At 73.6% G+C, this 20,615-nt stretch carries 16 protein-coding genes; 3 read left to right on the top strand and 13 right to left on the bottom strand.

Going from position 1 to position 20,615, the window contains the following annotated elements:
• Positions 1–123 precede the first annotated feature (123 nt).
• From ACIP84_RS26830 to ACIP84_RS26845, 4 genes are all read right to left on the bottom strand, one after another.
• Positions 124–1,113 carry a malate dehydrogenase gene (locus tag ACIP84_RS26830; protein ID WP_401800947.1) on the bottom strand — a complete coding sequence of 330 codons (990 nt, stop codon included), beginning with the start codon at positions 1,111–1,113 and terminating at the stop codon, positions 124–126.
• 200 nt (positions 1,114–1,313) lie between these two features.
• Positions 1,314–2,483, bottom strand: coding sequence for a DUF2690 domain-containing protein (locus tag ACIP84_RS26835; protein ID WP_401800949.1), 1,170 nt, complete (start codon positions 2,481–2,483; stop codon positions 1,314–1,316).
• Positions 2,484–2,738: 255 nt separating this feature from the next.
• Complete coding sequence (locus tag ACIP84_RS26840) at positions 2,739–3,323, bottom strand: DUF3017 domain-containing protein (protein WP_401800952.1); 585 nt, start codon at positions 3,321–3,323, stop codon at positions 2,739–2,741.
• 1 nt (position 3,324) lies between these two features.
• Positions 3,325–4,185, bottom strand: coding sequence for a bifunctional methylenetetrahydrofolate dehydrogenase/methenyltetrahydrofolate cyclohydrolase (locus ACIP84_RS26845; protein ID WP_187623434.1), 861 nt, complete (start codon positions 4,183–4,185; stop codon positions 3,325–3,327).
• A 250-nt stretch (positions 4,186–4,435) separates the two neighbouring features.
• Here ACIP84_RS26845 and ACIP84_RS26850 point away from each other — a divergent pair, with 250 nt between their 5' ends.
• A complete protein-coding gene (locus ACIP84_RS26850) occupies positions 4,436–5,035 on the top strand; it encodes a hypothetical protein (protein ID WP_355966270.1) in 600 nt (199 codons plus the stop codon).
• A gap of 63 nt (positions 5,036–5,098) precedes the next feature.
• On the opposite strand, the gene ACIP84_RS26855 is transcribed toward ACIP84_RS26850, so the two are convergent.
• The 3 genes from ACIP84_RS26855 to purN all read right to left on the bottom strand — a co-directional run bounded on the left by ACIP84_RS26855 (position 5,099) and on the right by purN (position 8,922).
• On the bottom strand, positions 5,099–6,553 hold the full coding sequence (locus ACIP84_RS26855) for a DUF2079 domain-containing protein (RefSeq protein WP_401801132.1): 1,455 nt from the start codon (positions 6,551–6,553) through the stop codon (positions 5,099–5,101).
• A gap of 199 nt (positions 6,554–6,752) precedes the next feature.
• Positions 6,753–8,318 carry a bifunctional phosphoribosylaminoimidazolecarboxamide formyltransferase/IMP cyclohydrolase gene (gene purH, locus ACIP84_RS26860; RefSeq protein ID WP_401800956.1) on the bottom strand — a complete coding sequence of 522 codons (1,566 nt, stop codon included), beginning with the start codon at positions 8,316–8,318 and terminating at the stop codon, positions 6,753–6,755.
• Positions 8,293–8,922, bottom strand: a complete 630-nt coding sequence (gene purN, locus ACIP84_RS26865; RefSeq protein WP_355968191.1) for a phosphoribosylglycinamide formyltransferase — start codon at positions 8,920–8,922, stop codon at positions 8,293–8,295. Before purN ends, purH begins: the two co-directional genes overlap by 26 nt.
• Positions 8,923–9,197: 275 nt before the next feature.
• Between purN and ACIP84_RS26870 the strand changes: the two genes are divergently transcribed.
• A complete protein-coding gene (locus ACIP84_RS26870; protein WP_401800959.1) occupies positions 9,198–9,974 on the top strand; it encodes a hypothetical protein in 777 nt (258 codons plus the stop codon).
• Between the two features lie 16 nt (positions 9,975–9,990).
• Here ACIP84_RS26870 and ACIP84_RS26875 read toward each other — a convergent pair whose 3' ends face one another.
• A complete protein-coding gene (locus ACIP84_RS26875) occupies positions 9,991–11,553 on the bottom strand; it encodes a DUF6350 family protein (protein ID WP_401800962.1) in 1,563 nt (520 codons plus the stop codon).
• 119 nt (positions 11,554–11,672) lie between these two features.
• Here ACIP84_RS26875 and ACIP84_RS26880 point away from each other — a divergent pair, with 119 nt between their 5' ends.
• A complete protein-coding gene (locus ACIP84_RS26880; protein ID WP_401800965.1) occupies positions 11,673–13,088 on the top strand; it encodes a sigma factor-like helix-turn-helix DNA-binding protein in 1,416 nt (471 codons plus the stop codon).
• Between the two features lie 131 nt (positions 13,089–13,219).
• On the opposite strand, the gene sucD is transcribed toward ACIP84_RS26880, so the two are convergent.
• The 5 genes from sucD to ACIP84_RS26905 all read right to left on the bottom strand — a co-directional run bounded on the left by sucD (position 13,220) and on the right by ACIP84_RS26905 (position 20,561).
• Complete coding sequence (gene sucD, locus ACIP84_RS26885; protein ID WP_015035673.1) at positions 13,220–14,104, bottom strand: succinate--CoA ligase subunit alpha; 885 nt, start codon at positions 14,102–14,104, stop codon at positions 13,220–13,222.
• A 19-nt stretch (positions 14,105–14,123) separates the two neighbouring features.
• Positions 14,124–15,302 (bottom strand): ADP-forming succinate--CoA ligase subunit beta, encoded by a 1,179-nt coding sequence (sucC, locus tag ACIP84_RS26890; protein ID WP_033210588.1) that lies wholly within the window; start codon positions 15,300–15,302, stop codon positions 14,124–14,126.
• A gap of 479 nt (positions 15,303–15,781) precedes the next feature.
• Positions 15,782–17,062 carry a VWA domain-containing protein gene (locus ACIP84_RS26895; RefSeq protein ID WP_401800969.1) on the bottom strand — a complete coding sequence of 427 codons (1,281 nt, stop codon included), beginning with the start codon at positions 17,060–17,062 and terminating at the stop codon, positions 15,782–15,784.
• Entirely contained in the window at positions 17,059–19,407 is a 2,349-nt protein-coding gene (locus tag ACIP84_RS26900) for a DUF5682 family protein (RefSeq protein ID WP_401800971.1), read from the bottom strand. Before ACIP84_RS26900 ends, ACIP84_RS26895 begins: the two co-directional genes overlap by 4 nt.
• Positions 19,404–20,561 (bottom strand): AAA family ATPase, encoded by a 1,158-nt coding sequence (locus ACIP84_RS26905; RefSeq protein ID WP_401800973.1) that lies wholly within the window; start codon positions 20,559–20,561, stop codon positions 19,404–19,406. The genes ACIP84_RS26900 and ACIP84_RS26905 overlap by 4 nt, the downstream gene beginning before the upstream one ends.
• Positions 20,562–20,615 lie beyond the last annotated feature (54 nt).

Below are 20,615 nucleotides of genomic sequence, written 5' to 3' on the forward strand. Positions count from 1 at the left end.
CCCAGTGCTCGACCACCCCAGCCTACGGCCGACTTGGGGCCTTTCCGGAGCATGAGAAACGGCGCCCCCGCGCCGTACGGTCGGTCGTACGGTTCGGGGGCGCCGGGCGCGTGGAGCCAGGACTCAGATGAGGCCGAGCTCGCGGACCGCGTCGTGCTCCTCGGAGAGCTCCTTCACCGAGGCGTCGATGCGCCCGCGCGAGAAGTCGTTGATCTCCAGGCCCTGGACGATCTCGTACTTGCCGTCCTTCGTGGTGACGGGGAAGGAGGAGATGAGACCCTCCGGGACGCCGTACGAGCCGTCCGACGGGATGCCCATGGAGGTCCAGTCGCCCGCGGCGGTGCCGTTGACCCAGGTGTGCACGTGGTCGATGGCGGCGTTCGCGGCCGAGGCGGCGGAGGACGCACCACGGGCGTCGATGATCGCGGCGCCGCGCTTGGCGACGGTCGGGATGAAGGTGTCGGCCAGCCACGCCTCGTCGTCGACGATCTCGGCGGCGTTCTTGCCGGCGATCTCCGCGTGGAAGATGTCCGGGTACTGGGTCGCGGAGTGGTTGCCCCAGATGGTGAGGCGCTTGATGTCCGTGACCGAGGCGCCGGTCTTCTTCGCCAGCTGCGTCAGCGCGCGGTTGTGGTCCAGGCGGGTCATGGCGGTGAAGCGCTCGGCCGGCACGTCCGGGGCGGACTGCTGCGCGATGAGGGCGTTGGTGTTGGCCGGGTTGCCGACGACGAGGATCTTGATGTCGTCCGCGGCGTGGGCGTTGATGGCCTGGCCCTGCGGCTTGAAGATGCCGCCGTTGGCGGCGAGCAGGTCGCCGCGCTCCATGCCCGGACCGCGCGGGCGGGCGCCCACGAGCAGGCCGATGTTGGCACCCTCGAAGCCCTTGTTCGGGTCGTCGAAGATGTCGATGCCCTTGAGCAGCGGGAAGGCGCAGTCGTCGAGCTCCATGGCGGTGCCCTCGGCGGCCTTCACGCCCTGCGGGATCTCGAGGAGGCGCAGCTTGACCGGCACGTCCGCGCCGAGCAGGTGGCCGGAGGCGATGCGGAAGAGCAGCGCGTAGCCGATCTGGCCGGCCGCGCCGGTCACGGTGACATTCACGGGAGTGCGGGTCATGGCGATCTCCGTAAGACAGCTGGCGGTGGGGGTCCCTGCCCCTGGTGCGGGATAGCTCTCTTGATCGATCGGTGTCTCGACATGAAGAGATATCCAGCGGTCAGGCTATCCGACCCGGGCCCCGGTGAATCCCCGCCCCCTTGTGGTCCGGCTCACTGCCGCCCTTCCGCGCGGCCGCGGTCACCCGTCCGCGCCCGCGTTCACGGGCCGGCGGTACAGCCCTCACTGCCGTCGGCGAGCTGCCCGCAGGCCCGCGCGCCCTCGGCGGAGCCGACGGCCACCATCGGCGTGTACGCGTCGGTCTCCTTCGCCACCGTGTCGGTGCCGGCGGCGACGGTCGCACGCCGCTCGGCGTCCCCGGCGCGGATCGTCACCGTGTCCCGGGGCGCGCCGCCGGTGAGCCGGGCCCAGGCCGCCCCGCAGGTCTCGCTGTAGCGGACCTCGACCTGCGCGGAGCCGACGACGGCGCGGGCGACGGTGGTGGCGAGGGGGCCGCCGCAGCCCATGGCCTCCGGGTCCTGCCCGGTGCAGTCGGGTCCCGCGCACCGCACGCCCGGGGGCAGGCTGGTGCGCTGGGTGGTGGGCGGGGCGGTGGTGACGGGCGGGGCGGCCGCCTTGTCGCCCTCGCCCGGGCCCTCGGAACCGCCGAGGTCCACGAGGAGCAGGGCGGCGGTGACGACGAGCAGCGCGCCGACGACGCCGGTGACGGCGAGCAGGACCTTGCCGCGGCGGGAGTCGGGGGTGCGCGCGGGAGGCGCGTCGGGGGCGGGGGCGCCGGGGGCGGGGGCTCGGACGGGGGCACCGAGGGCGGCGGCACCCGAGGCCAGACCGCCCGGACCGCCCGAGGCCGAACCGCCGGGGGCCGGACCGCCCGAGGCCGGACCGCCTGAGGCCAGACCGCCCGATCCACCGGAGGCCGGTCCGCCGGAGGCCGTGCGCGGGGCCGCCGGGCGGGGCCGGGGCCGGTCCAGGCGTCGGATCTCCATGGTGTGGTCGTCACCCGCCGGACCGTCGCGGAAGCCGCCGTCACCGTCCTCGGGCTCGGGCTCGGGTCGACGCTCGCCGCCCCCGCCCCCGCCCCCGTCCCCGAGCGGCGCGGCGGTGCGGGCCCAGGCGCGCTCCGCGCGCTCCCAGTCGGTCGCGAGGGCCGCCGGGTCGCTTCCGGTCACCTCGGCGAGTGCCACGACGGCGCTCCGGGGTACGGACCGACGGGCGTTCAGATACGTGTCCCACGCGGACCGTTCGTGCCCGGTGCGCTCGGCGACGGCCGTGACGCCGAGGCCGCTGCGGTCGATGAGGCGACGGAGCCGCTCCGTGAACGCGCGGACATCCGGATCGACTTCCTCCGGCAGCGCCTTCCAGCCAGGCATGGCGGTCCCCCTTGTCCCGTGCCTCCCGCGTCTCCCCTGCTCCACCGAAGGATGGCAGGTCCGTGGGCGATGCGCGCCCCGGATGCGCAGCCGAGGTACCGGAATGGTCACTTCCGTGCCACAGCGACCCATCGGGCCTTGAACCGACCTTGGCACGTACATGACCCTTGATCGCAGCGGCGCCCGCCCTCCCACGGGGGAGAGGGCGGGCGTCGCGCCACCTGCCGTCCGGGTCGTCCGGACGTCGGGCGACCGTCAGGTGACCGTCAGATGGAGGATGTCCTCCAGGAACGGGATCTTGAGCCAGGGCTTCGGCTGCACCATGAGCGCGAGCAGCACGATCAGGCCACCCATGACCCCGTACGTGATCATGTCCGTGAAGCGGGACCGTACGGCGAGCATGCCCACCGAGGGCAGCACCCGGCGCAGCACGGCCCCCACGAGGAGCGCCGCGCCGACCAGCATCGTGCCGATGCGGAACGACCACGAGAAGGCGTCCGTCCCGACCACGAGCAGGCCGAGCCCGGCGAGACCGAGCACGGTGAGCAGCGGCCACTGCCGGGCGGGCGCCGGGGCGTCACTGGGGGCCGCCCGGCCGCCGCCCTCGGGCCGCGCGGTGTCGGTGGTGAGGCTGGGCGCGGGCCGCTTCCAGACCGTGGCCCCGGTCGGCGCAGCCCCGGTCGAGGCACCCCCGACCGAAGCGCCCCCGGCCGAGGCGCCGGAGCCCGAGGCACGCGGACCCGAGGCGCCGGAGCCCGGGGCCGCCGCGCTCCCGTTCTTGGACGGACCGTCGGCAGCCCCGTCCGGGTTCCCGGCTGTGCCCGGGGTCCCGGGGGTCACGTCAGAGCGCCGCGGCCGCGCGCTCGGCGGCCTCGACGACGTTGACGAGGAGCTGGGCGCGGGTCATCGGGCCGACGCCGCCGGGGTTCGGGGAGATCCAGCCGGCCACCTCGGAGACGCCCGGGTCCACGTCGCCGACGATCTTGCCCTCGCCGTTGCGGGAGACGCCGACGTCGAGGACGGCCGCGCCCGGCTTCACGTCCTCGGGCTTGATCAGGTGCGGCACGCCGGCCGCCGCGACGATGATGTCGGCGTTCCGCAGGTGCGCCGACAGGTCCCGGGTGCCGGTGTGGCACTGGGTCACGGTCGCGTTCTCGGAGCGGCGGGTGAGGATGAGCGGCATCGGGCGGCCGATGGTGACACCGCGGCCGACGACCACGACCTCCGCGCCGTTGATCTCCACGCCGTGCGCGCGGAGCAGCGTGATGACGCCGTTCGGCGTGCAGGGCAGCGGGGCGGGCTCGTTGAGGACGAGCCGGCCGAGGTTGGTGGGGTGCAGACCGTCGGCGTCCTTGGCCGGGTCCATCAGCTCCAGGATGCGGTTCTCGTCGATGCCCTTGGGGAGCGGGAGCTGCACGATGTAGCCCGTGCACGCCGGGTCCTCGTTGAGCTCCCGTACGACCGCCTCGATCTCCTCCTGGGTGGCGGTGGCGGGCAGCGTGCGCTGGATCGAGGCGAGGCCGACCTGCGCGCAGTCGCGGTGCTTGCCGGCGACGTACTTGTGGCTCGCCGGGTCGTCGCCGACCAGGACGGTGCCGAGTCCGGGTGTGATGCCCTGCTCCTTGAGGGCCGCCACACGGACGGTCAGATCGGACTTGATCGCGGCTGCGGTGGCCTTGCCATCGAGAATCTGGGCGCTCATGGAGACATCCTCCCGGATGAACCCCGCCTTGTTCCAATTCGCTCGTGCCGGGCGGCCGGTCACACGGAGCGACGGGTTGCACTTGCACAACTCGGATGCGTATCGACTGGACAAAAAGTCGACCAAGCGACCACGATGATCGGCGAAGTACCGCGGAAAGTGCCGGGGGGAATCCGCTCACATCCCGTGAAAAGTCCTCCGCGCGGGCCGCGTCGTCCCCGCACAGAGAAATTCACGGAGGAAACCCGCGATGAGCTTCGGTGACCCGAACAACCCGTACGGCCAGCCGCAGGGCCAGGGCCAGGGCCAGCAGCCCGGTTACGGCTACCCGCAGGCGCCCCAGGGCGTGCCGCCGCAGCAGGGCTACGGCTACCCGGCGGCTCCGCCGGTCTCCCCGTACGGCGGGGGCGGCTACCCGGGCGTGGCCATGGAGATGCCCGGTGGGGTGAAGGCCGCGCGCGTGATGATGTGGATCCTCGGCGCGTTCAACGTCCTCGGCGGCCTCGCCATGATCGGCATGTCCTTCGCGATCGACGGCGAGCTGGAGAAGTCGGGCGCCTCGTCCGCCGACGCCGCGGCCTTCGGCGACCTCGGCCAGGGCATCCTGATCGGCCTCGGCATCTTCTCGCTGATCATCGGCGCCCTCGGCATGGTGCTCGCCGCCAAGTTCAAGTCCGGCGCCAGCGGCGTCCGGATCGGCACCATCGTCTACGCCTCGTTCACGGTGCTGTTCAGCGTCTTCTCGCTGCCGCTCGGCATCGTGAGCCTCGTCCTCGGCGTCCTGATCATCGTCTTCGTGGCGAAGTCGGACGGCTCGGCCTGGTTCAACCGCAACAAGCAGCAGTACTGATCCACACACGACTGGGGCCCGGTTCCGTATTTCTGGAACCGGGCCCCAGCCGTGTCCGGCGCGTCAGACCCGCTTGAGGACCGCGAAGCCGTCCGAGCGGTGGGTGATCTCGTACCGCGCCTCCGGATGCAGTTGCGAAGCCAGCTGCTCGGGGTCCGTGACCTGCTGCGACCAGCCGCGCAGGTCGAAGGCGAGATAGTCCGGGGTGGCGCCCTTCGACGTGCCGACCCAGTAGACCCGGTGGTCCGCCGTGAGGTGGGCGAGGAGCGAGACGTCCGCCTCCACGCTCGCGCCCTCCGGCACCGCGTCGACCGCCGCCCGCGCCTGCTCGACCCGGACGTCCGTCCGGTACGTCTCCGGCTTCGTGAGCTCCCGCAGCGGCAGGTTCGCGGCGAGCACCAGCGCGACCGCCGTCGCCACCGGGACGGCGACCTTCCCGTACGAGGCGAGCCACGCGCGCGGGGAGGTGCGCACCGAGCGGACGCCGTCCACCAGGGCCAGGAAGACCACCGGCATGAGGATGGCGCTGTAGTGCCAGTGCATGCCCCAGTGGTTGGGGTCCTGGGAGAGGAAGCGCCAGCCGAGCGTGGGCAGCACGAGCAGGACCAGCGGGGAGCGCAGGGCGAGGAAGCCGGTGATCGCGAGCAGGAAGACCACCATCTCCCAGCGCTCGCCCGAGGTGAGCGCGTCGCCGATGACCTGCCCGAAGGAGGTCTCGGTGCCCTGTCCGGTCTTCTCGATCTTCGACCAGTAGTCGTACTCGCCGACCCGGCTCGCCGCCGGGATCAGGACGAGGACGGTCAGCGCGAACGCCGCCGCCCCGAAGCCGGCCAGCGCCGCGCCGAGTCGCTTCTGCCCCTTAAGGAAGAGGACCACGCCGACCATCGAGACCGTCAGGCCCATGTCCTCCTTGACGAGGACGAGCGGTGCGGCCCAGGCGGCGGCCGCGGTCCAGCGCCCGAGGAGCAGGGCCCGGCAGGTGAGGGCGAGCACGGGGACGGCGAAGGCGATCTCGTGGAAGTCGGACTTGACGGCTTCCTGGAGCCCCCAGGAGAGCCCGTACGCGAGGGCGAGGCCGATGCCGGCGGCCCGGCTGCCGAGGATCTGCTGGGTGGTGCGGCCGACGACGACGGCGCCGAGGGCGAAGAGCGCGGCCTGGGCGAAGAGCAGGGAGGCCGGCGAGGACCAGACCCAGTACAGCGGCGCGAGGAGCGCCGTGACGGGGCTGAAGTGGTCGCCGAGTATGTGGAAGCCGGGGCCCTTGATGTCGACGACGGGGGCCCGGAACTCGGCGTACGCCCGGACGGACTGCCCGAAGATCCCGAGGTCCCAGGACGGGGTGCGGAAGTGCGCGTACTGCACCCAGGAGTACAGGAAGTACAGGCCGCACAGGACGCCCGCGAGGATCAGGTACGGGCGGAGCGGGGCCGGCGCGAGGCCGTCCGGCGACTCGGTGCCGGTGGCGCCCCGAGTGCCGGTGTCGGCATCCTCGGCGGACCTGTTCTGTACGTCCAACACCACGCCCCCACTACCAGTGGTCGACAAAAGAGCAACCCATTAGACCAGAGTCCACTCGATCGGCGGATCGATCACGGAGCGGTCCCGGGCACGAAGAGGGGCGGCCCGCCGGGACAGGTCCCGGCGGGCCGCCCGCCTCTCATACGGACCGGTTCACCCGGCCCCGTGCGCACCGATCAGGGGAAGACGTGCGTACCGATCAGTGGAAGAAGTGACGCGTCCCCGTGAAGTACATCGTCACGCCGGCCTTCTTCGCGGCCTCGACCACCAGCTCGTCCCGCATCGAACCGCCCGGCTGCACGACCGCCTTCACGCCGGCCGCGGTGAGGATCTCCAGGCCGTCCGGGAAGGGGAAGAAGGCGTCCGAGGCGGCGTAGGAGCCGCGCGCCCGCTCCTCGCCGGCCCGCTCGACCGCGAGCTTCGCGGAGTCGACGCGGTTGACCTGGCCCATGCCGACGCCGACCGAGGCGCCGTCCTTGGAGAGCAGGATCGCGTTGGACTTGACCGCGCGGCAGGCCTTCCAGGCGAAGGCGAGCTCGGCGAGCTCCTCCGCGGACAGGGCCTCACCGGTCGCCAGGGTCCAGTTCGCCGGGTCGTCGCCCTCGGCCTGGAGGCGGTCGGTGACCTGGAGGAGCGCGCCGCCGTCGATCGGCTTGACCTCGACCGGGTTGCCCGGGGCGCCGTCCGCCCTGAGCACCCGGATGTTCTTCTTCTTGGCGAGGACCTCGACGGCCCCGTCCTCGTACGCCGGGGCGACGATGACCTCGGTGAAGATCTCCGCGACCTGCTCGGCCATCGCGACCGAGACGGGGCGGTTGACGGCGATGACGCCGCCGAACGCGGACAGCGGGTCGCAGGCGTGCGCCTTGCGGTGGGCCTCGGCGACGTCGGCGCCGATCGCGATGCCGCACGGGTTGGCGTGCTTGATGATCGCGACGCAGGGCTCGGTGTGGTCGTACGCGGCCCGGCGCGCGGCGTCGGTGTCCGTGTAGTTGTTGTACGACATCTCCTTGCCGTGCAGCTGCTCGGCCTCGGCGAGGCCGCCCGTGCCGTCGACGTACAGCGCGGCGCCCTGGTGCGGGTTCTCGCCGTACCGCAGGACGTTGTTCCGCTCGTACGTGGCGCCCAGGAAGTCGGGGAAGCCCGACTCGTCGGCGGCCGCGTAGTCGGCGGCGAACCAGGAGGCGACGGCCACGTCGTACGCGGCGGTGTGCTGGAAGGCCTCGGCCGCGAGCCGCTTGCGGGCGGTCAGGTCGAAGCCGCCGGCCTGGACGGCCGCGAGGACGTCGGCGTACCGCTCGGGGCTGGTGACGATCGCCACGGACGGGTGGTTCTTGGCCGCGGCGCGCACCATCGACGGGCCGCCGATGTCGATCTGCTCGACGCACTCGTCGGGAGTGGCGCCGGAGGCGACGGTCTCCTTGAACGGGTAGAGGTTCGCGACGACCAGGTCGAAGGGCTCCACGCCGAGCTCGGCGAGCTGCTCGCGGTGCGACTCCAGGCGCAGGTCGGCGAGGATGCCGGCGTGCACGCGCGGGTGGAGGGTCTTGACGCGGCCGTCCAGGCACTCGGGGAAGCCGGTCAGCTCCTCGACCTTGGTGACCGGCACACCGGCGGCGGCGATCTTCCCGGCCGTGGAGCCGGTGGAGACGAGCTCGACACCGGCCTCGTGCAGACCGCGGGCCAGCTCTTCGAGCCCCGTCTTGTCGTAGACGCTGACCAGCGCGCGGCGGATGGGCTTAACGGTGTCCGTGTTCACCGACATGAACCTTTCGTCCCTCAATGCGGTAGCCGTGCCGGGCGAGGCGCCCCACGACGTCGACGAGCAGTGAGCGCTCGACTTCCTTGATGCGCTCGTGCAGAGCGGCTTCATCGTCCTCGTCCCGCACCTCGACCACGCCCTGGGCGATGATCGGGCCGGTGTCGACACCGTCGTCGACGAAGTGGACGGTGCACCCGGTGACCTTCGCGCCGTAGGCGAGGGCGTCACGCACCCCGTGGGCACCGGGAAAACTGGGCAGCAGAGCCGGGTGGGTGTTGACGACCCGGCCGCCGAAGCGGGCGAGGAACTCCTTGCCGACGATCTTCATGAAGCCGGCCGAGACGACGAGATCCGGCTCGTACGCGGCGGTGGCCACGGTGAGGGCGCGGTCCCACTCCTCGCGGGTGGCGTGGTCCTTGACCCGGCAGACGAAGGTCGGCAGTCCGGCGCGCTCGGCGCGCTCCAGACCCGCGATGCCGTCGCGGTCGGCGCCGACGGCGACGATCTCCGCGCCGTAGCCCTCGGGGTCCGCGGCGATGCCGTCGAGGAGGGCCTGCAGGTTGGTACCGGAACCGGAGACCAGGACGACGAGGCGGGCGGCAGCCACTGGGTCACTCTTTCCGTGGTGTTTGTACGGTCGTACGAACGAATCGTGCCGCTCGATACGGGGAACCCTACGAATGGCTCGACCGTCAGCAACGATACCGGCACACCGGACGGCCCCCACGGGACGGGGGCGGAGCAGGGCGGTAGCGTCAAGGTCCGACGCCGGACGCGCACCCGACCAGCACCGGTCGCGCACACGAACGGCGGCGGACGAGACAGCAGCGGAGACCACGGGTGCGGCCGTGGTCGTGACGACAGAGGGAAGACGTTCAGCAGATGCCGGAACGCCAGTCCACGGACGACAACAACCCCTTCGCTCCGCCGCCCGAGGGCCGGCCGGATCAGCCGTGGCAGCCGCGGCGACCGGACGGCGCCGACAGCCCGGACGACGAATCGTCCGAAGGCTCCGGGTCGTCGGGGCCGTCGGACGGCCGCTGGAGCCCGCGCCAGCCGGGCCGCTCGGACGACGGCTTCGGCCGTGGGCCCGAGCGCCAGGGCGGCGGCCAGGGCGGACCGGAGGGCGGACCCGGACAGGGTGGGCCCGGCCAGGGCGGGGGACGGGGGCTCCGCTGGGACCCGACGGACCCGGCGCAGCGCCGCGCGCGGTACGCGATCCTCGCCGGCATGTGGGCCTTCTTCTTCGCCATCTTCGAGATCCCGGAACTGGCGCTGCTGCTCGGCGCCCTCGGCGTCTACTGGGGGATCAGCTCGCTGCGCGCCAAGCCGAAGCCGGCCGGCGAGCTGTCGCCGACATCACAGTCGGCGGCCGGGGCGGCGTCCCACCCCTCGCGACAGGCCGCGGGGCAGCCCGTCGGCCGGCCTTCGGGGCAGGGCGCCACGGCGGCCCCGCTCCGCTCGATGCGGACGGCCGCGATCAGCGGTCTGGTCGCGGCGAGCGTGGCCCTGATGATCGTCGCCGTGGGCTTCACGATGCAGCTCGTCTACCGCGACTTCTACGAGTGCCGTGACGACGCCCTCACCCACGCCGGCCAGCTGGCCTGCAACGACCTCCTGCCCAAGCCGCTGCGCGCGGGCTTCGGGGTCCGGGAGTAGCACGGCGGACGGGCCCCTAGGCCGACGGCGCCGCAGGCGGGGGCGGGGGCGCGCCGGGTTCCCAGGCCGCCGGGAGGTAGTCGTAGGGCTCGAAGGCGGAGTCGCCGTACGGGTCGTAGCCGTCGTAGGCGCCGTACGGCGGGTCGTCGTCGAGCCCGAGGCCGGCGACGGGCGCCTTCGCCCCGGCCGTCTTCCCGCCGGGAGCCGCCGGAGGCGTGCCCGGTGGGGCCTTCTCGCCCTCCGGCCCCTCCGGGGCGGACGGGACGGGCGGGAGGGACGGGGGTACGGAACCGGCGGCGGGTACGCGGCCGGCCTCGGGCCCCGCGGGTGCGGTCGCCGCCCGCACCGCCGCCACCGGAGCCTCCACCGACGCCGGCTGGCGCTTCGGGCGCGGGACGCGCCGCCCCCAGGCCCGTACCCCCAGGGCCATCGGCACCCCGACGCAAGCGCCCCACAAAACCGTCGCCGCCCCCGTCTGCCACCACACCGGGCCGAAGGCGGCCAGCCGGGCCGTGCCGAGCGGGCCACCCGCCGCGGCCGAGAGCAGGGCGACCACCGCACCGCAGCCCCAGGCCGCGCCCAGCGCCGTCAGCGCCGTGTCCCGGGCCGTCCAGGTCCGCGCCGAGCGGCCCACCCGGCCGCCCTGGAGCAACACGGCGGCGAGCGGGACCGCCGCGGCCGCCCCGTGCAGCCAGCCGCCACGCCCGTCGTCGGGCAGCGCGGCCAGCAGCGGGAACGGCGGCGCGGCCGGGTCGCCGACGAGGCCCAGCGGCGTCGCGAACGCGCCCGTGCCGAGGGTGAAGCCAGGCCCCAGCCCGTACGCGGCTCCCCAGACGGCCATGTTCGGCAGCAGCGCGAGGACCAGCAGCAGCACCGCCACCCGCCCCGACCACTCCCCCGTGAGGCCCGCGTACGCGGCCTGCGCCTCGCCGGCGTGCCAGGCCAGCGAGACCGCCGCGACGACCGCGCCGCCGCCGAGCAGGGTGGCGAGCCCGAGCCCGGCCGCCCGCAGGGCGGCGGCCGCCTGGCGCTGCTCGGGGAGGGGGCGTCCGAACGCCGTCCAGGCGCCCGCCCCGGCCGCGCCCACCACGACGGCGGGCAGCCAGAGCCCGGCGCTGAGCGGCTCGACGGGCAGCGGGCCGCTCTCGCCGTAGACCACGACCGCGGCGGCGACCAGGAGGTATCCGCCGGCCACGGCGCCGACCGCGGCGCCCGCGGACGGGGGCCGCCGGTCACCGCCGTCGGCCGCGTCGAGGGTGTCGCGGGCGGCGCGGTGGACGAGCCAGACGGGCAGGACGGTCAGGAGCATCGGCACGATGCCGAGGGGCGCGGGGAGCCCGGACAGGGTGTCCGTGCGGACGAGGTCCACGCCGTGCGCGAGCAGCCAGAGCCCGGCGGCCAGGTGCAGGGCGCCGCCGGGGCCGCTGTCGGGGTACGGGGAGCTGATCCAGCCGGCGACCACCAGGACCGCGAGGGCGCCGAGTCCCAGTCCGGCGGCGACCCCGCCCCGGACGCAGGCGGTGGCGAGCGCTGCGGAACGGCCGCCCCGGACCAGGGGGTGCTCGGTCACATGGGTCACGGGGCCATGCTCCCAACGACACGCGCTTTTGCCGCGTAACAGGCAAACCTCCGTTGTGTCGCTCAAGATACGTTTATGTACTTTTCCGCCCACAGCAGCTCTGCGGGAGGTCGACGCCGATGAGCCGGAGCACCGCGGATTCCGCATCCGCCGTCACCCTGCCGACCCCGAAGGAGCGGCGCAGGTTGCGTGAGGCCCTCGCCCTGAGCGAGGAGCAGGTCGCCGAGGCCATGGGCGTCACGAAGGCCACGGTCAAGGCATGGGAGACCGGGCGTTCGGCACCACGGGGCCGCAAGCGCGAGGCGTACGCGAAGCTGCTCGGCGCGTACGGGCCGGGCGAGGGGCCGGGCGACGCTCCGAGCTCTGCGGACTCGGCCGCCTCCCCGTCGGCCGCCTCACCGTCGGCCGCTTCGCCGTCGGCCGCCTCCCCGTCGGTCTCTTCGCCCGCTCCGGAGAGGCCCGCGGAGCCGCCATGGGCCGCGCCACCGTCACCCGTACGGCCGCAGACCCCGGCGAAAGCACAGGCGCAGGCACCCGCCCCCACGGCGAACGTCCGGCCCAAGGCCGCGGCCAAGCGGGCCGCCAAGCCGCCGAAGGCCCCCTCCCCGTCGCCGGCCATCGCCGCGGGCCCGGCCCGCAAGGGCGCCCCGATGCCGCAGGAACGGCTGAAACCGGTCGCGGCCGAGGCCCCGCGGGTCGCAGAGGAGACGCCCCTCGGTCCCCCCGCCGTACCGGGGCTCACCCCCGAGGAGGCGTTCGACGCGCTGTACGCGCACGCGGCGCCCGGCCTCGTCCACCAGACGTATCTGCTGACCGGCCGGCGGCGGCTCTCCCGGGAGTCCGTCGAGCAGGCCTTCCACCGGGCCTGGGAGCACTGGCCCGAGGTCGCCCGCGACGCGGACCCGGTGGGCTGGGTGCGGGCGACGGCCTACGAGTACGCCCTCTCCCCCTGGCACCGGCTGCGCCGCACCCACAAGCACCCCGACGCCCCGCCCGCGGAGCCGGGCCGGCGGGCGCTGCTCACCGCACTCCTCGAACTGCCGGCGCCGTACCGCCGTACCGTCCTGCTCTACGACGGGCTCGGCCTCGACCTGCCGGAGACCGCCGCCGAGACCGAGGCGAGCACCCCCGCGGCGGCCAACCGGCTGCTGCACGCCCGCACGGTCCTCGCTAAGCGGGTGCCCGAACTCGCCGACCCGGACACCCTGCACGAGCGCCTCGGCGCGCTGGTCACGGAGGCACCGACGGCGACCCTCCCGGCGGCCCGCACGGTCCGGGGCGGCAGCGAGCGCCGGGCGCGGACGTGGACGCGCGCGGTGCTGGGGGTGACGGCGGCCCTCATCACCGTCACGGGCCTCACGGCGGCGACCGCGCCGACCCACTACATCCCCGTGAACGCCCCCGGCGAGACCGTCAACGGCGTCCCGGTGCGCGGCGGACCGCAGAAGCTCCGCCAGGAGGACCTGGAGCTCCGCGACAGACTGCGCTCCGAACCGAACCCGGGTCCCGAGCGGCTGATCCCGGCCGCCGAGTAACGCCGGCCGGCAGCCGCCGCATACGAGAGGGCCCCGCCCTCGCCCGGTGACCGGGCGGGGGCGGGGCCCTCTCGTACAACTGCCGCGGCGGACCGCGACCACTTGCGGCTGCTTCAGCCCGCGAGGCTGTGCTAGCCGGCCAGAATGGCGCGCGCCAGCTTGGCCGTCTCGGTCGGCGTCTTGCCGACCTTGACGCCGGCGGCCTCGAGGGCCTCCTTCTTCGCCTGGGCGGTGCCGGAGGAGCCGGAGACGATGGCGCCGGCGTGGCCCATGGTCTTGCCCTCGGGCGCGGTGAAGCCCGCGACGTAGCCGACGACCGGCTTGGTGACGTTGGCCTTGATGAAGTCGGCCGCACGCTCCTCGGCGTCGCCGCCGATCTCACCGATCATGACGATCAGGTCGGTGTCGGGGTCCGCCTCGAACGCCGCGAGGGCGTCGATGTGCGTGGTGCCGATGACCGGGTCGCCACCGATGCCGACGGCGGACGAGAAGCCGATGTCACGGAGCTCGTACATCATCTGGTACGTCAGCGTGCCGGACTTCGAGACCAGGCCGATGCGGCCCGGCTTCGTGATGTCGCCCGGGATGATGCCGGCGTTGGACTGGCCCGGGGTGATGAGACCGGGGCAGTTCGGGCCGATGATGCGGGTCTTGTTGCCCTTCGCCTGCGCGTACGCCCAGAAGGCGGCGGAGTCGTGGACCGCGATGCCCTCGGTGATGACGACGGCCAGCGGGATCTCGGCGTCGATCGCCTCGACCACGGCGGCCTTCGCGAACGCCGGCGGGACGAAGAGGACCGAGACGTTGGCGCCGGTCTCCTTCATCGCCTCGGCGACGGAGCCGAAGACCGGGACCTCGGTGCCGTCGAAGTCGACGGTCGTGCCGGCCTTGCGCGGGTTCACGCCACCGACGATGTTGGTGCCGTCACCCAGCATGAGCTTGGTGTGCTTCATGCCCGTGGCACCGGTCATGCCCTGGACGATGACCTTGCTGTCCTTGGTCAGGAAGATAGCCATGGTGTTCTGACCTCGTCCCTTACTTCGCAGCCGCGAGCTCGGCGGCCTTGTCGGCCGCGCCGTCCATGGTGTCCACGCGCTGCACGAGCGGGTGGTTCGCGTCCGACAGGATCTTGCGACCCAGCTCCGCGTTGTTGCCGTCGAGGCGCACGACCAGCGGCTTGGTGACCTCTTCGCCCTTGGAGGCGAGGAGCTCCAGGGCCTGGACGATGCCGTTGGCGACCTCGTCACAGGCGGTGATGCCACCGAAGACGTTGACGAACACGGACTTGACGTCCGGGTCGCCCAGGATGATCTCCAGGCCGTTCGCCATGACCTCGGCGGAGGCGCCGCCACCGATGTCGAGGAAGTTGGCCGGCTTCACGCCACCGTGGTTCTCACCGGCGTACGCGACGACGTCCAGGGTCGACATGACCAGACCGGCACCGTTACCGATGATGCCGACCTCGCCCTCGAGCTTGACGTAGTTGAGGTTCTTGGCCTTGGCGGCAGCCTCGAGCGGGTTGGCTGCGGCCTTGTCCTCGAGCGCCTCGTGGTCGGGCTGACGGAAGTCGGCGTTCTCGTCGAGAGACACCTTGCCGTCCAGCGCCAGGATGCGGCCGTCCTTGGTCTTCACCAGCGGGTTGACCTCGACGAGGAGCGCGTCCTCGGCGACGAAGGTCTTCCACAGGGTGACCAGGGCCTCGGCGACACCCTCGGCCACGTCGGCCGGGAACTTCGCCAGGGCCACGATCTCGCGGGCCTTCTCGATGTCGACGCCGTCCACGGCGTTGACCGGGACCTTCGCGAGGGCCTCGGGGGTCTTCTCCGCGACCTCCTCGATGTCCATGCCGCCCTGCACCGACGCCATCGCGAGGAAGGTGCGGTTGGTGCGGTCGAGGAGGTACGAGACGTAGTACTCCGCCTCGATCTCCGGGGACAGCTCGGCGATCATCACCTTGTGGACCGTGTGGCCCTTGATGTCCATCCCGAGGATGTCCGTCGCACGGGCGACGGCCTCGTCCGGGTTCGCCGCCAGCTTCACGCCGCCGGCCTTGCCGCGGCCACCGACCTTCACCTGCGCCTTGACGACGGACTTGCCGCCAAGACGCTCGGTGGCCTCGCGCGCCGCCTCAGGCGTGTCGATGACTTCACCGGCCAGCACCGGTACACCGTGCTTGGCGAAGAGGTCCCTCGCCTGGTACTCGAACAGGTCCACGCGCGTCCGTCCCTTTTCTGATGATCGCGGTTCGTTGTCTGCGTGGGCGTGCCGCGAAGGGCAACGTGACTGCACTGTCACAAGGGAGGCGCACACGGTGACCGTGGACGCGGCATGTCCGTCTCGCAGGTTATCGCCGAGGGACGTGGGTCCCTAAATCGCAGATCACAACGGAGCGGTGATACGGGTCACAGGCTGTAGGGGCCACGGGGTCGTACGGAGGGGGTGCGCGGTGCCGGCGCGCGGCCTGCACGGCAGGCGGGGCCTGGCCTGCCGCCCGCTCACGACGCGCCGGGAACGTGGGTGAGGGCCGCTCGTAGACGTGTGTGATATGGGACTCAGTGAGGTCCGGGACACCCGTGCGGGTGGTCACGCGACGACGGATTCCGTACCCGCGGCGCCGGCCGGAGGGGTGCGGCCCGGCAGGTTCCGCGGTGCCGGTCGGGACGCGGGGTGCCGGTCAGGCCGCAGGGTGCCGGTCAGGCCGCAGGTATCGGCAGCGGGCGCTTCTCCAGGGCGGCGGCCATGATCTCCGGGAACAGGTCGGGAGTGCAGGCGAAGGCCGGGGCGCCGAGCGCCGCGAGCGCCGCCGCGTGGTCGCGGTCGTACGCCGGGGCTCCCTCGTCGGAGAGGGCGAGCAGGGCGACGAACTGGACGCCGGAGGCCTTCATCGCCGCGACCCGCTTGAGCATCTCGTCGCGGATGCCGCCCTCGTACAGATCGCTGATGAGGACGACGACGGTGTCGGCGGGGCGAGTGATCTTCGACTGGCAGTGGGCGAGGGCGCGGTTGATGTCGGTCCCGCCGCCGAGCTGGATGCCGAAGAGGACGTCGACGGGGTCGTCGATCCGGTCGGTCAGGTCCACCACCGCGGTGTCGAAGACGACGAGCCGGGTGGCGATCGACCGCATGGAGGCGAGTACGGCCCCGAAGACGGACGCGTGGACGACGGAGGCGGCCATGGAGCCGGACTGGTCGATGCAGAGGACGACCTCCTTCCGTATCGCCTGCGAGGCACGCCCGTGGCCGATCAGCCGCTCGGGGACGACCGTGCGGTGCTCGGGCAGATAGTGCTTGAGGTTGGCGCGGATCGTCCGGTCCCAGTCGATGTCCCGGTGGCGGGGGCGGCTGATCCGGGCGGAGCGGTCGAGGGCGCCGGTGAGGGTCGCGCGGGTGCGGGTGGCGAGGCGCTTCTCCAGGTCCTCGACGACCTTGCGCACGACGGCCCGCGCGGTCTCCCGGGTCGTCTCTGGCATGGCCTTGTGAAGGGAGAGCAGGGTGCCGACGAGGTGGACGTCCGCCTCGACGGCCTCCAGCATCTCCGGCTCCAGGAGCAGGGTGGCGAGGCCGAGGCGGTCGATCGCGTCGCGCTGCATGACCTGGACGACGGAGCTGGGGAAGTACGTCCGGATGTCGCCGAGCCAGCGGGCTACGGAGGGCGCGGAGGCCCCGAGCCCGGCCGAGCGGTCCCGTCCGGTGCGGTCGCCGCTCTGGTTCACGCGGCCGTAGAGGGCGGAGAGAGCTCCGTCCATGGCGGCGTCGGTGCCGGTGAGCGCGCGGCCGGTGCCGTCGGCCTCCCCGCCGCCGAGGACGAGCCGCCAGCGACGCAGCCGCTCGTCGTCCGCCGCCCCCGTGTCCCCGGCGGTGGTCGGTCGGGTGGTGGCGTCGGTGGGTGTGCCGGTGGAGGCGTCGGCGGTCGGTCGGGTGGTGGCGTCGGTGGGCGGGCCGGTGGAGGCGTCGGTGGGTGTGCCGGTGCTCATACGAGGGCCTCCGTGCCGAGGACGAGGTGGAGGAGGGGCAGAACGGCGTCCGCCCGGTCACGGTCGGGGGTGGGCGCGAAACCGGGCACGCCCGGGGTGGTGTGCCCGGGGCCGCCGGCGTGTCGGCCGCGGGCGACCAGTTCGCCGAGGGTGCGGCGGACGCCCGGCTCGTATCCGGAGAAGGTGCGCCGCAGCAGCGGCAGGACGTCGGTGAACGCCTCCGCCGGGACGCCCGTCAGCCAGTCGTCGACCAGTCCGAGGAGGCGCTCGTCGTGGACCAGGAGGAGTCCGCCGCCCGAGGCCCCGCCGACGAAGCCGTCGATCCAGGCGGCGGCGTCGGGCGGCGGGGTGCCGGGAGAGAGGGCGCGGCTCATCAGAAGGGCGGCCTCGCCCTCGGTGATCCGGCCCTCGTCCAGGAGGAGCCGGGCGGCGCGGCCCCTGAGGACGCCCGGGATCCGGTCGTGGTCGGCAAGCCGGCGCAGGGCACCGGCCCAGCGGTCGGCCGGCCCGTCCGCTCCGGGGAGCAGTCCGACGGCCTGGTGCACCTCGTCGATCCGCTCGCGCATGGCGTCGGCCGCGTCGGTGTCGAGTCCCGTGCAGGCGGGCGGCAGGCCGACGCAGATCCGTTCGGCGAGGCCGGCGGCGACCTCGGCGAGGTCCGCCGTCCCGGTGCCCCGGACGTCGCCGTAGCGCAGGGAGCGGGCGAGGGCGGGGAGGGCCTGGGCGAGATGGGCGACGTCTGTGTCGAGCGCCGCCCGGTCGGCGAGCGCTCGCATGACGACGGGGAGCGCGTCGGTGAGCCCGGCGAGCAGGCACTGCTCGGCGAGGGCGGTGATGTCGGCGAGGGCCTTCGCTCCCAGGGCCCGGGACCTGGCGCGGGCGGTGGCGGCGGCCTCGACGGTGGTGCCCCAGACGCCGGCCTCGGCGACCTGGACGTGCAGCTCGGGCTCCCAGCTCAGCCGCCAGCTCTCCCGGAAGGTGCCGGTGCCGGAGCGGCCGGTGGCCCGTTCGCCCCAGCCGACGCCGAGGAGCCGCAGCCGGTGCAGCAGCCGGCTGCGCTCCCCGTCCAGGTCCTTGCGGAGGTCGAGATCGAGGTCGCGGTCGGTGGCCTCCGGCTTGAGGCGCAGGGTGCGCTGACGGCGGGCCAGGTCGCGCTGGAGGGGGACGGCGGGGGCGCCGGCCGGGACCTCGCCGAGGACGTCGCCGACGACGAGCCGGTCCCGGACGAGGTCGAGCGGCACGTCGGAGCCCTCGCAGAGCACGGCGCGGACGGCGTCGGTCGTCTCTTCGAGGCCGGGGAGCGGGCGGCCGCGCAGCGCGGCGAGGGTCTCGGCGAGCCGGACGGCCTCGATGACATGGGCGGACGAGACGAGGTGGTCCTCGGCCCTGAGGAGCCCGGCGACCTTGGTCATCCACCGCTCGACGGGCCGGTCGGGGGCGGCGAAGAGATGCGCGTACCAGCCGGGCGCCTCGATCCCGGCGCCGTACCCCGAGCGGCGGGCGAGCCTGCGGTGGGTCCAGGGGACCCAGGTCATCTCGGTCCTCACCTTGGGCAGTCCCTTGAGCAGGGCCCGGTCGGCGGCGACGGTGGTCTTCCGGGTGAGGGCGGGGACGTGCCAGGCGCCGCAGACGACGGCGACGGCGTCGCCGAACTCCTTGCGGGCGGCGCGCAGCCGGATCCGCATGTGGGCCTCGCGGACGAGGTCGCGGGGATGCCCACCGTGACCGTACGCCTCGCGGAGCGCGCCCATGGCCTCGGCGAGGGCCTCGAAGGGGGCGGTGGGGTCGTCGCCGCCGCGCAGTTCGACCACGTCCTCCCACCAGCGCTCGGCGTCCTCGTACCCGGCGACCCGGGCGAGCTCGGCGACCGGGTCGATCCGCGGGCCGCTGCCGGAGACCTCTTCCTCCCCGTCGTCCCAGGTGGGGTCGGTGGCGGCCAGGCTGTGCGCGGCGGGCAGGTCGATGAACCGGACGGCGGCTCCCCGGTCGAGCGCCCAGCGGACGGCGACCCACTCGGGCGAGAACGCGGCCATCGGCCAGAACGAGGCCCGGCCGGGGTCGTCCACGGCGTGGGCGAGCAGTGCGACCGGCGGCCGCATGTCGGGATCTCTGGCGAGCTCCACGAGCGCGTCGGCCTCGGCGGGGCCCTCGACGAGCACGGCGGCGGGCTGCGCCGCCTCCAGCGCGGCCCGCACTCCCCGCGCGGACCCGGGCCCGTGGTGCCGCACCCCGAGCACGAGCGGCCCGCCCGAAAAGCCACGGCCGGACGCGGAAGCGGATGCGGAAGGAGAGGTGAAGGGGGAAGGAGAGGTGGAGACGGCCCGGGCCGTGGACGGCGACGTCATCCGCTCACCTCGCGGCAGGCGCGGTAGAAGTCCTTCCAGCCGTCTCTCTCCCTGACCACCGTCTCCAGGTACTCCTGCCAGACGACCCGGTCGGCCGCCGGGTCGCGGACGACCGCGCCGAGGATGCCCGCCGCGATGTCCGCCGGGCGCAGCACCCCGTCGCCGAAGTGGGCGGCGAGCGCGAGGCCGCCGGTGACGACGGAGATCGCCTCGGCCGTGGAGAGGGTCCCCGAGGGGGACTTGACCCGCGTCCGGCCGTCGGTGGTGACGCCGTCCCGCAGTTCGCGGAAGACGGTGACGACCCGGCGGATCTCGTCGACGCCGGCCGGGACGGACGGCAGGGCGAGGGAGCGCCCGAGCTGCTCGACCCGGCGGGAGACGATGTCGACCTCGGCCTCGGGGGTCGCCGGCAGCGGCAGCACCACCGTGTTGAACCGGCGGCGCAGTGCGCTGGAGAGTTCGTTGACGCCCCGGTCCCGGTCGTTGGCCGTGGCGATCAGGTTGAAGCCGGGGACGGCCTGCACCTCCTGCCCCAGTTCGGGGAGGGGGAGGGTCTTCTCGGACAGGATCGTGATGAGCGTGTCCTGCACGTCGGCGGGGATACGGGTGAGTTCCTCCACGCGCGCGGTCATGCCCTGCGCCATCGCCCGCATCACGGGGCTCGGCACGAGGGCGTCCCTGCTGGGGCCGTGGGCGAGCAGCCGGGCGTAGTCCCAGCCGTACCGGATGGCCTCCTCGGGGGTGCCGGCGGTGCCCTGGACGAGGAGCGTCGAGTCGCCGCTGACGGCGGCGGCGAGGTGCTCGGAGACCCAGGTCTTGGCGGTGCCGGGCACGCCGAGCAGGAGCAGCGCCCGGTCGGTGGCGAGGGTGGTGACGGCGACCTCGACGATGCGGCGCGGGCCCACGTACTTGGGTGTGATCACCGTGCCGTCGGGGAGGGTGCCGCCGAGGAGATAGGTGGCGACGGCCCACGGAGAGAGGCGCCAGCGGGCGGGTCGGGGCCGGTCGTCGGCGGCGGCGAGCGCGGCGAGTTCGTCGGCGAAGGCGTGCTCGGCGTGCGGCCGCAGGACCTCGGTCACGGTCTGCGGCCGCCCCGGTCCGGTGTCCGTCTCGACACCGGAACGGGGCTGCGCGATGGTTTCGGGCACGGGCATGGATCCCCCTCCAGATCGTTCGATCTGCTGTGGGATCCACCGTGCACCATGCCA

The organism is Streptomyces sp. NPDC088707 (genome assembly GCF_044752725.1).
Taxonomy (GTDB): domain Bacteria; phylum Actinomycetota; class Actinomycetes; order Streptomycetales; family Streptomycetaceae; genus Streptomyces.

Excerpts from the sequence above, each read along its gene's own strand:
- ACIP84_RS26830 (WP_401800947.1), bottom strand. The coding sequence starts at position 1,113 with ATGACCCGCACTCCCGTGAATGTCACCGTGACCGGCGCGGCCGGCCAG.
- ACIP84_RS26835 (WP_401800949.1), bottom strand. The coding sequence starts at position 2,483 with ATGCCTGGCTGGAAGGCGCTGCCGGAGGAAGTCGATCCGGATGTCCGC.
- ACIP84_RS26845 (WP_187623434.1), bottom strand. The coding sequence starts at position 4,185 with ATGAGCGCCCAGATTCTCGATGGCAAGGCCACCGCAGCCGCGATCAAG.
- ACIP84_RS26850 (WP_355966270.1), top strand. The coding sequence starts at position 4,436 with ATGAGCTTCGGTGACCCGAACAACCCGTACGGCCAGCCGCAGGGCCAG.
- purH (WP_401800956.1), bottom strand. The coding sequence starts at position 8,318 with ATGTCGGTGAACACGGACACCGTTAAGCCCATCCGCCGCGCGCTGGTC.
- ACIP84_RS26870 (WP_401800959.1), top strand. The coding sequence starts at position 9,198 with ATGCCGGAACGCCAGTCCACGGACGACAACAACCCCTTCGCTCCGCCG.
- ACIP84_RS26880 (WP_401800965.1), top strand. The coding sequence starts at position 11,673 with ATGAGCCGGAGCACCGCGGATTCCGCATCCGCCGTCACCCTGCCGACC.
- sucD (WP_015035673.1), bottom strand. The coding sequence starts at position 14,104 with ATGGCTATCTTCCTGACCAAGGACAGCAAGGTCATCGTCCAGGGCATG.
- ACIP84_RS26895 (WP_401800969.1), bottom strand. The coding sequence starts at position 17,062 with ATGAGCACCGGCACACCCACCGACGCCTCCACCGGCCCGCCCACCGAC.
- ACIP84_RS26900 (WP_401800971.1), bottom strand. The coding sequence starts at position 19,407 with ATGACGTCGCCGTCCACGGCCCGGGCCGTCTCCACCTCTCCTTCCCCC.
- ACIP84_RS26905 (WP_401800973.1), bottom strand. The coding sequence starts at position 20,561 with ATGCCCGTGCCCGAAACCATCGCGCAGCCCCGTTCCGGTGTCGAGACG.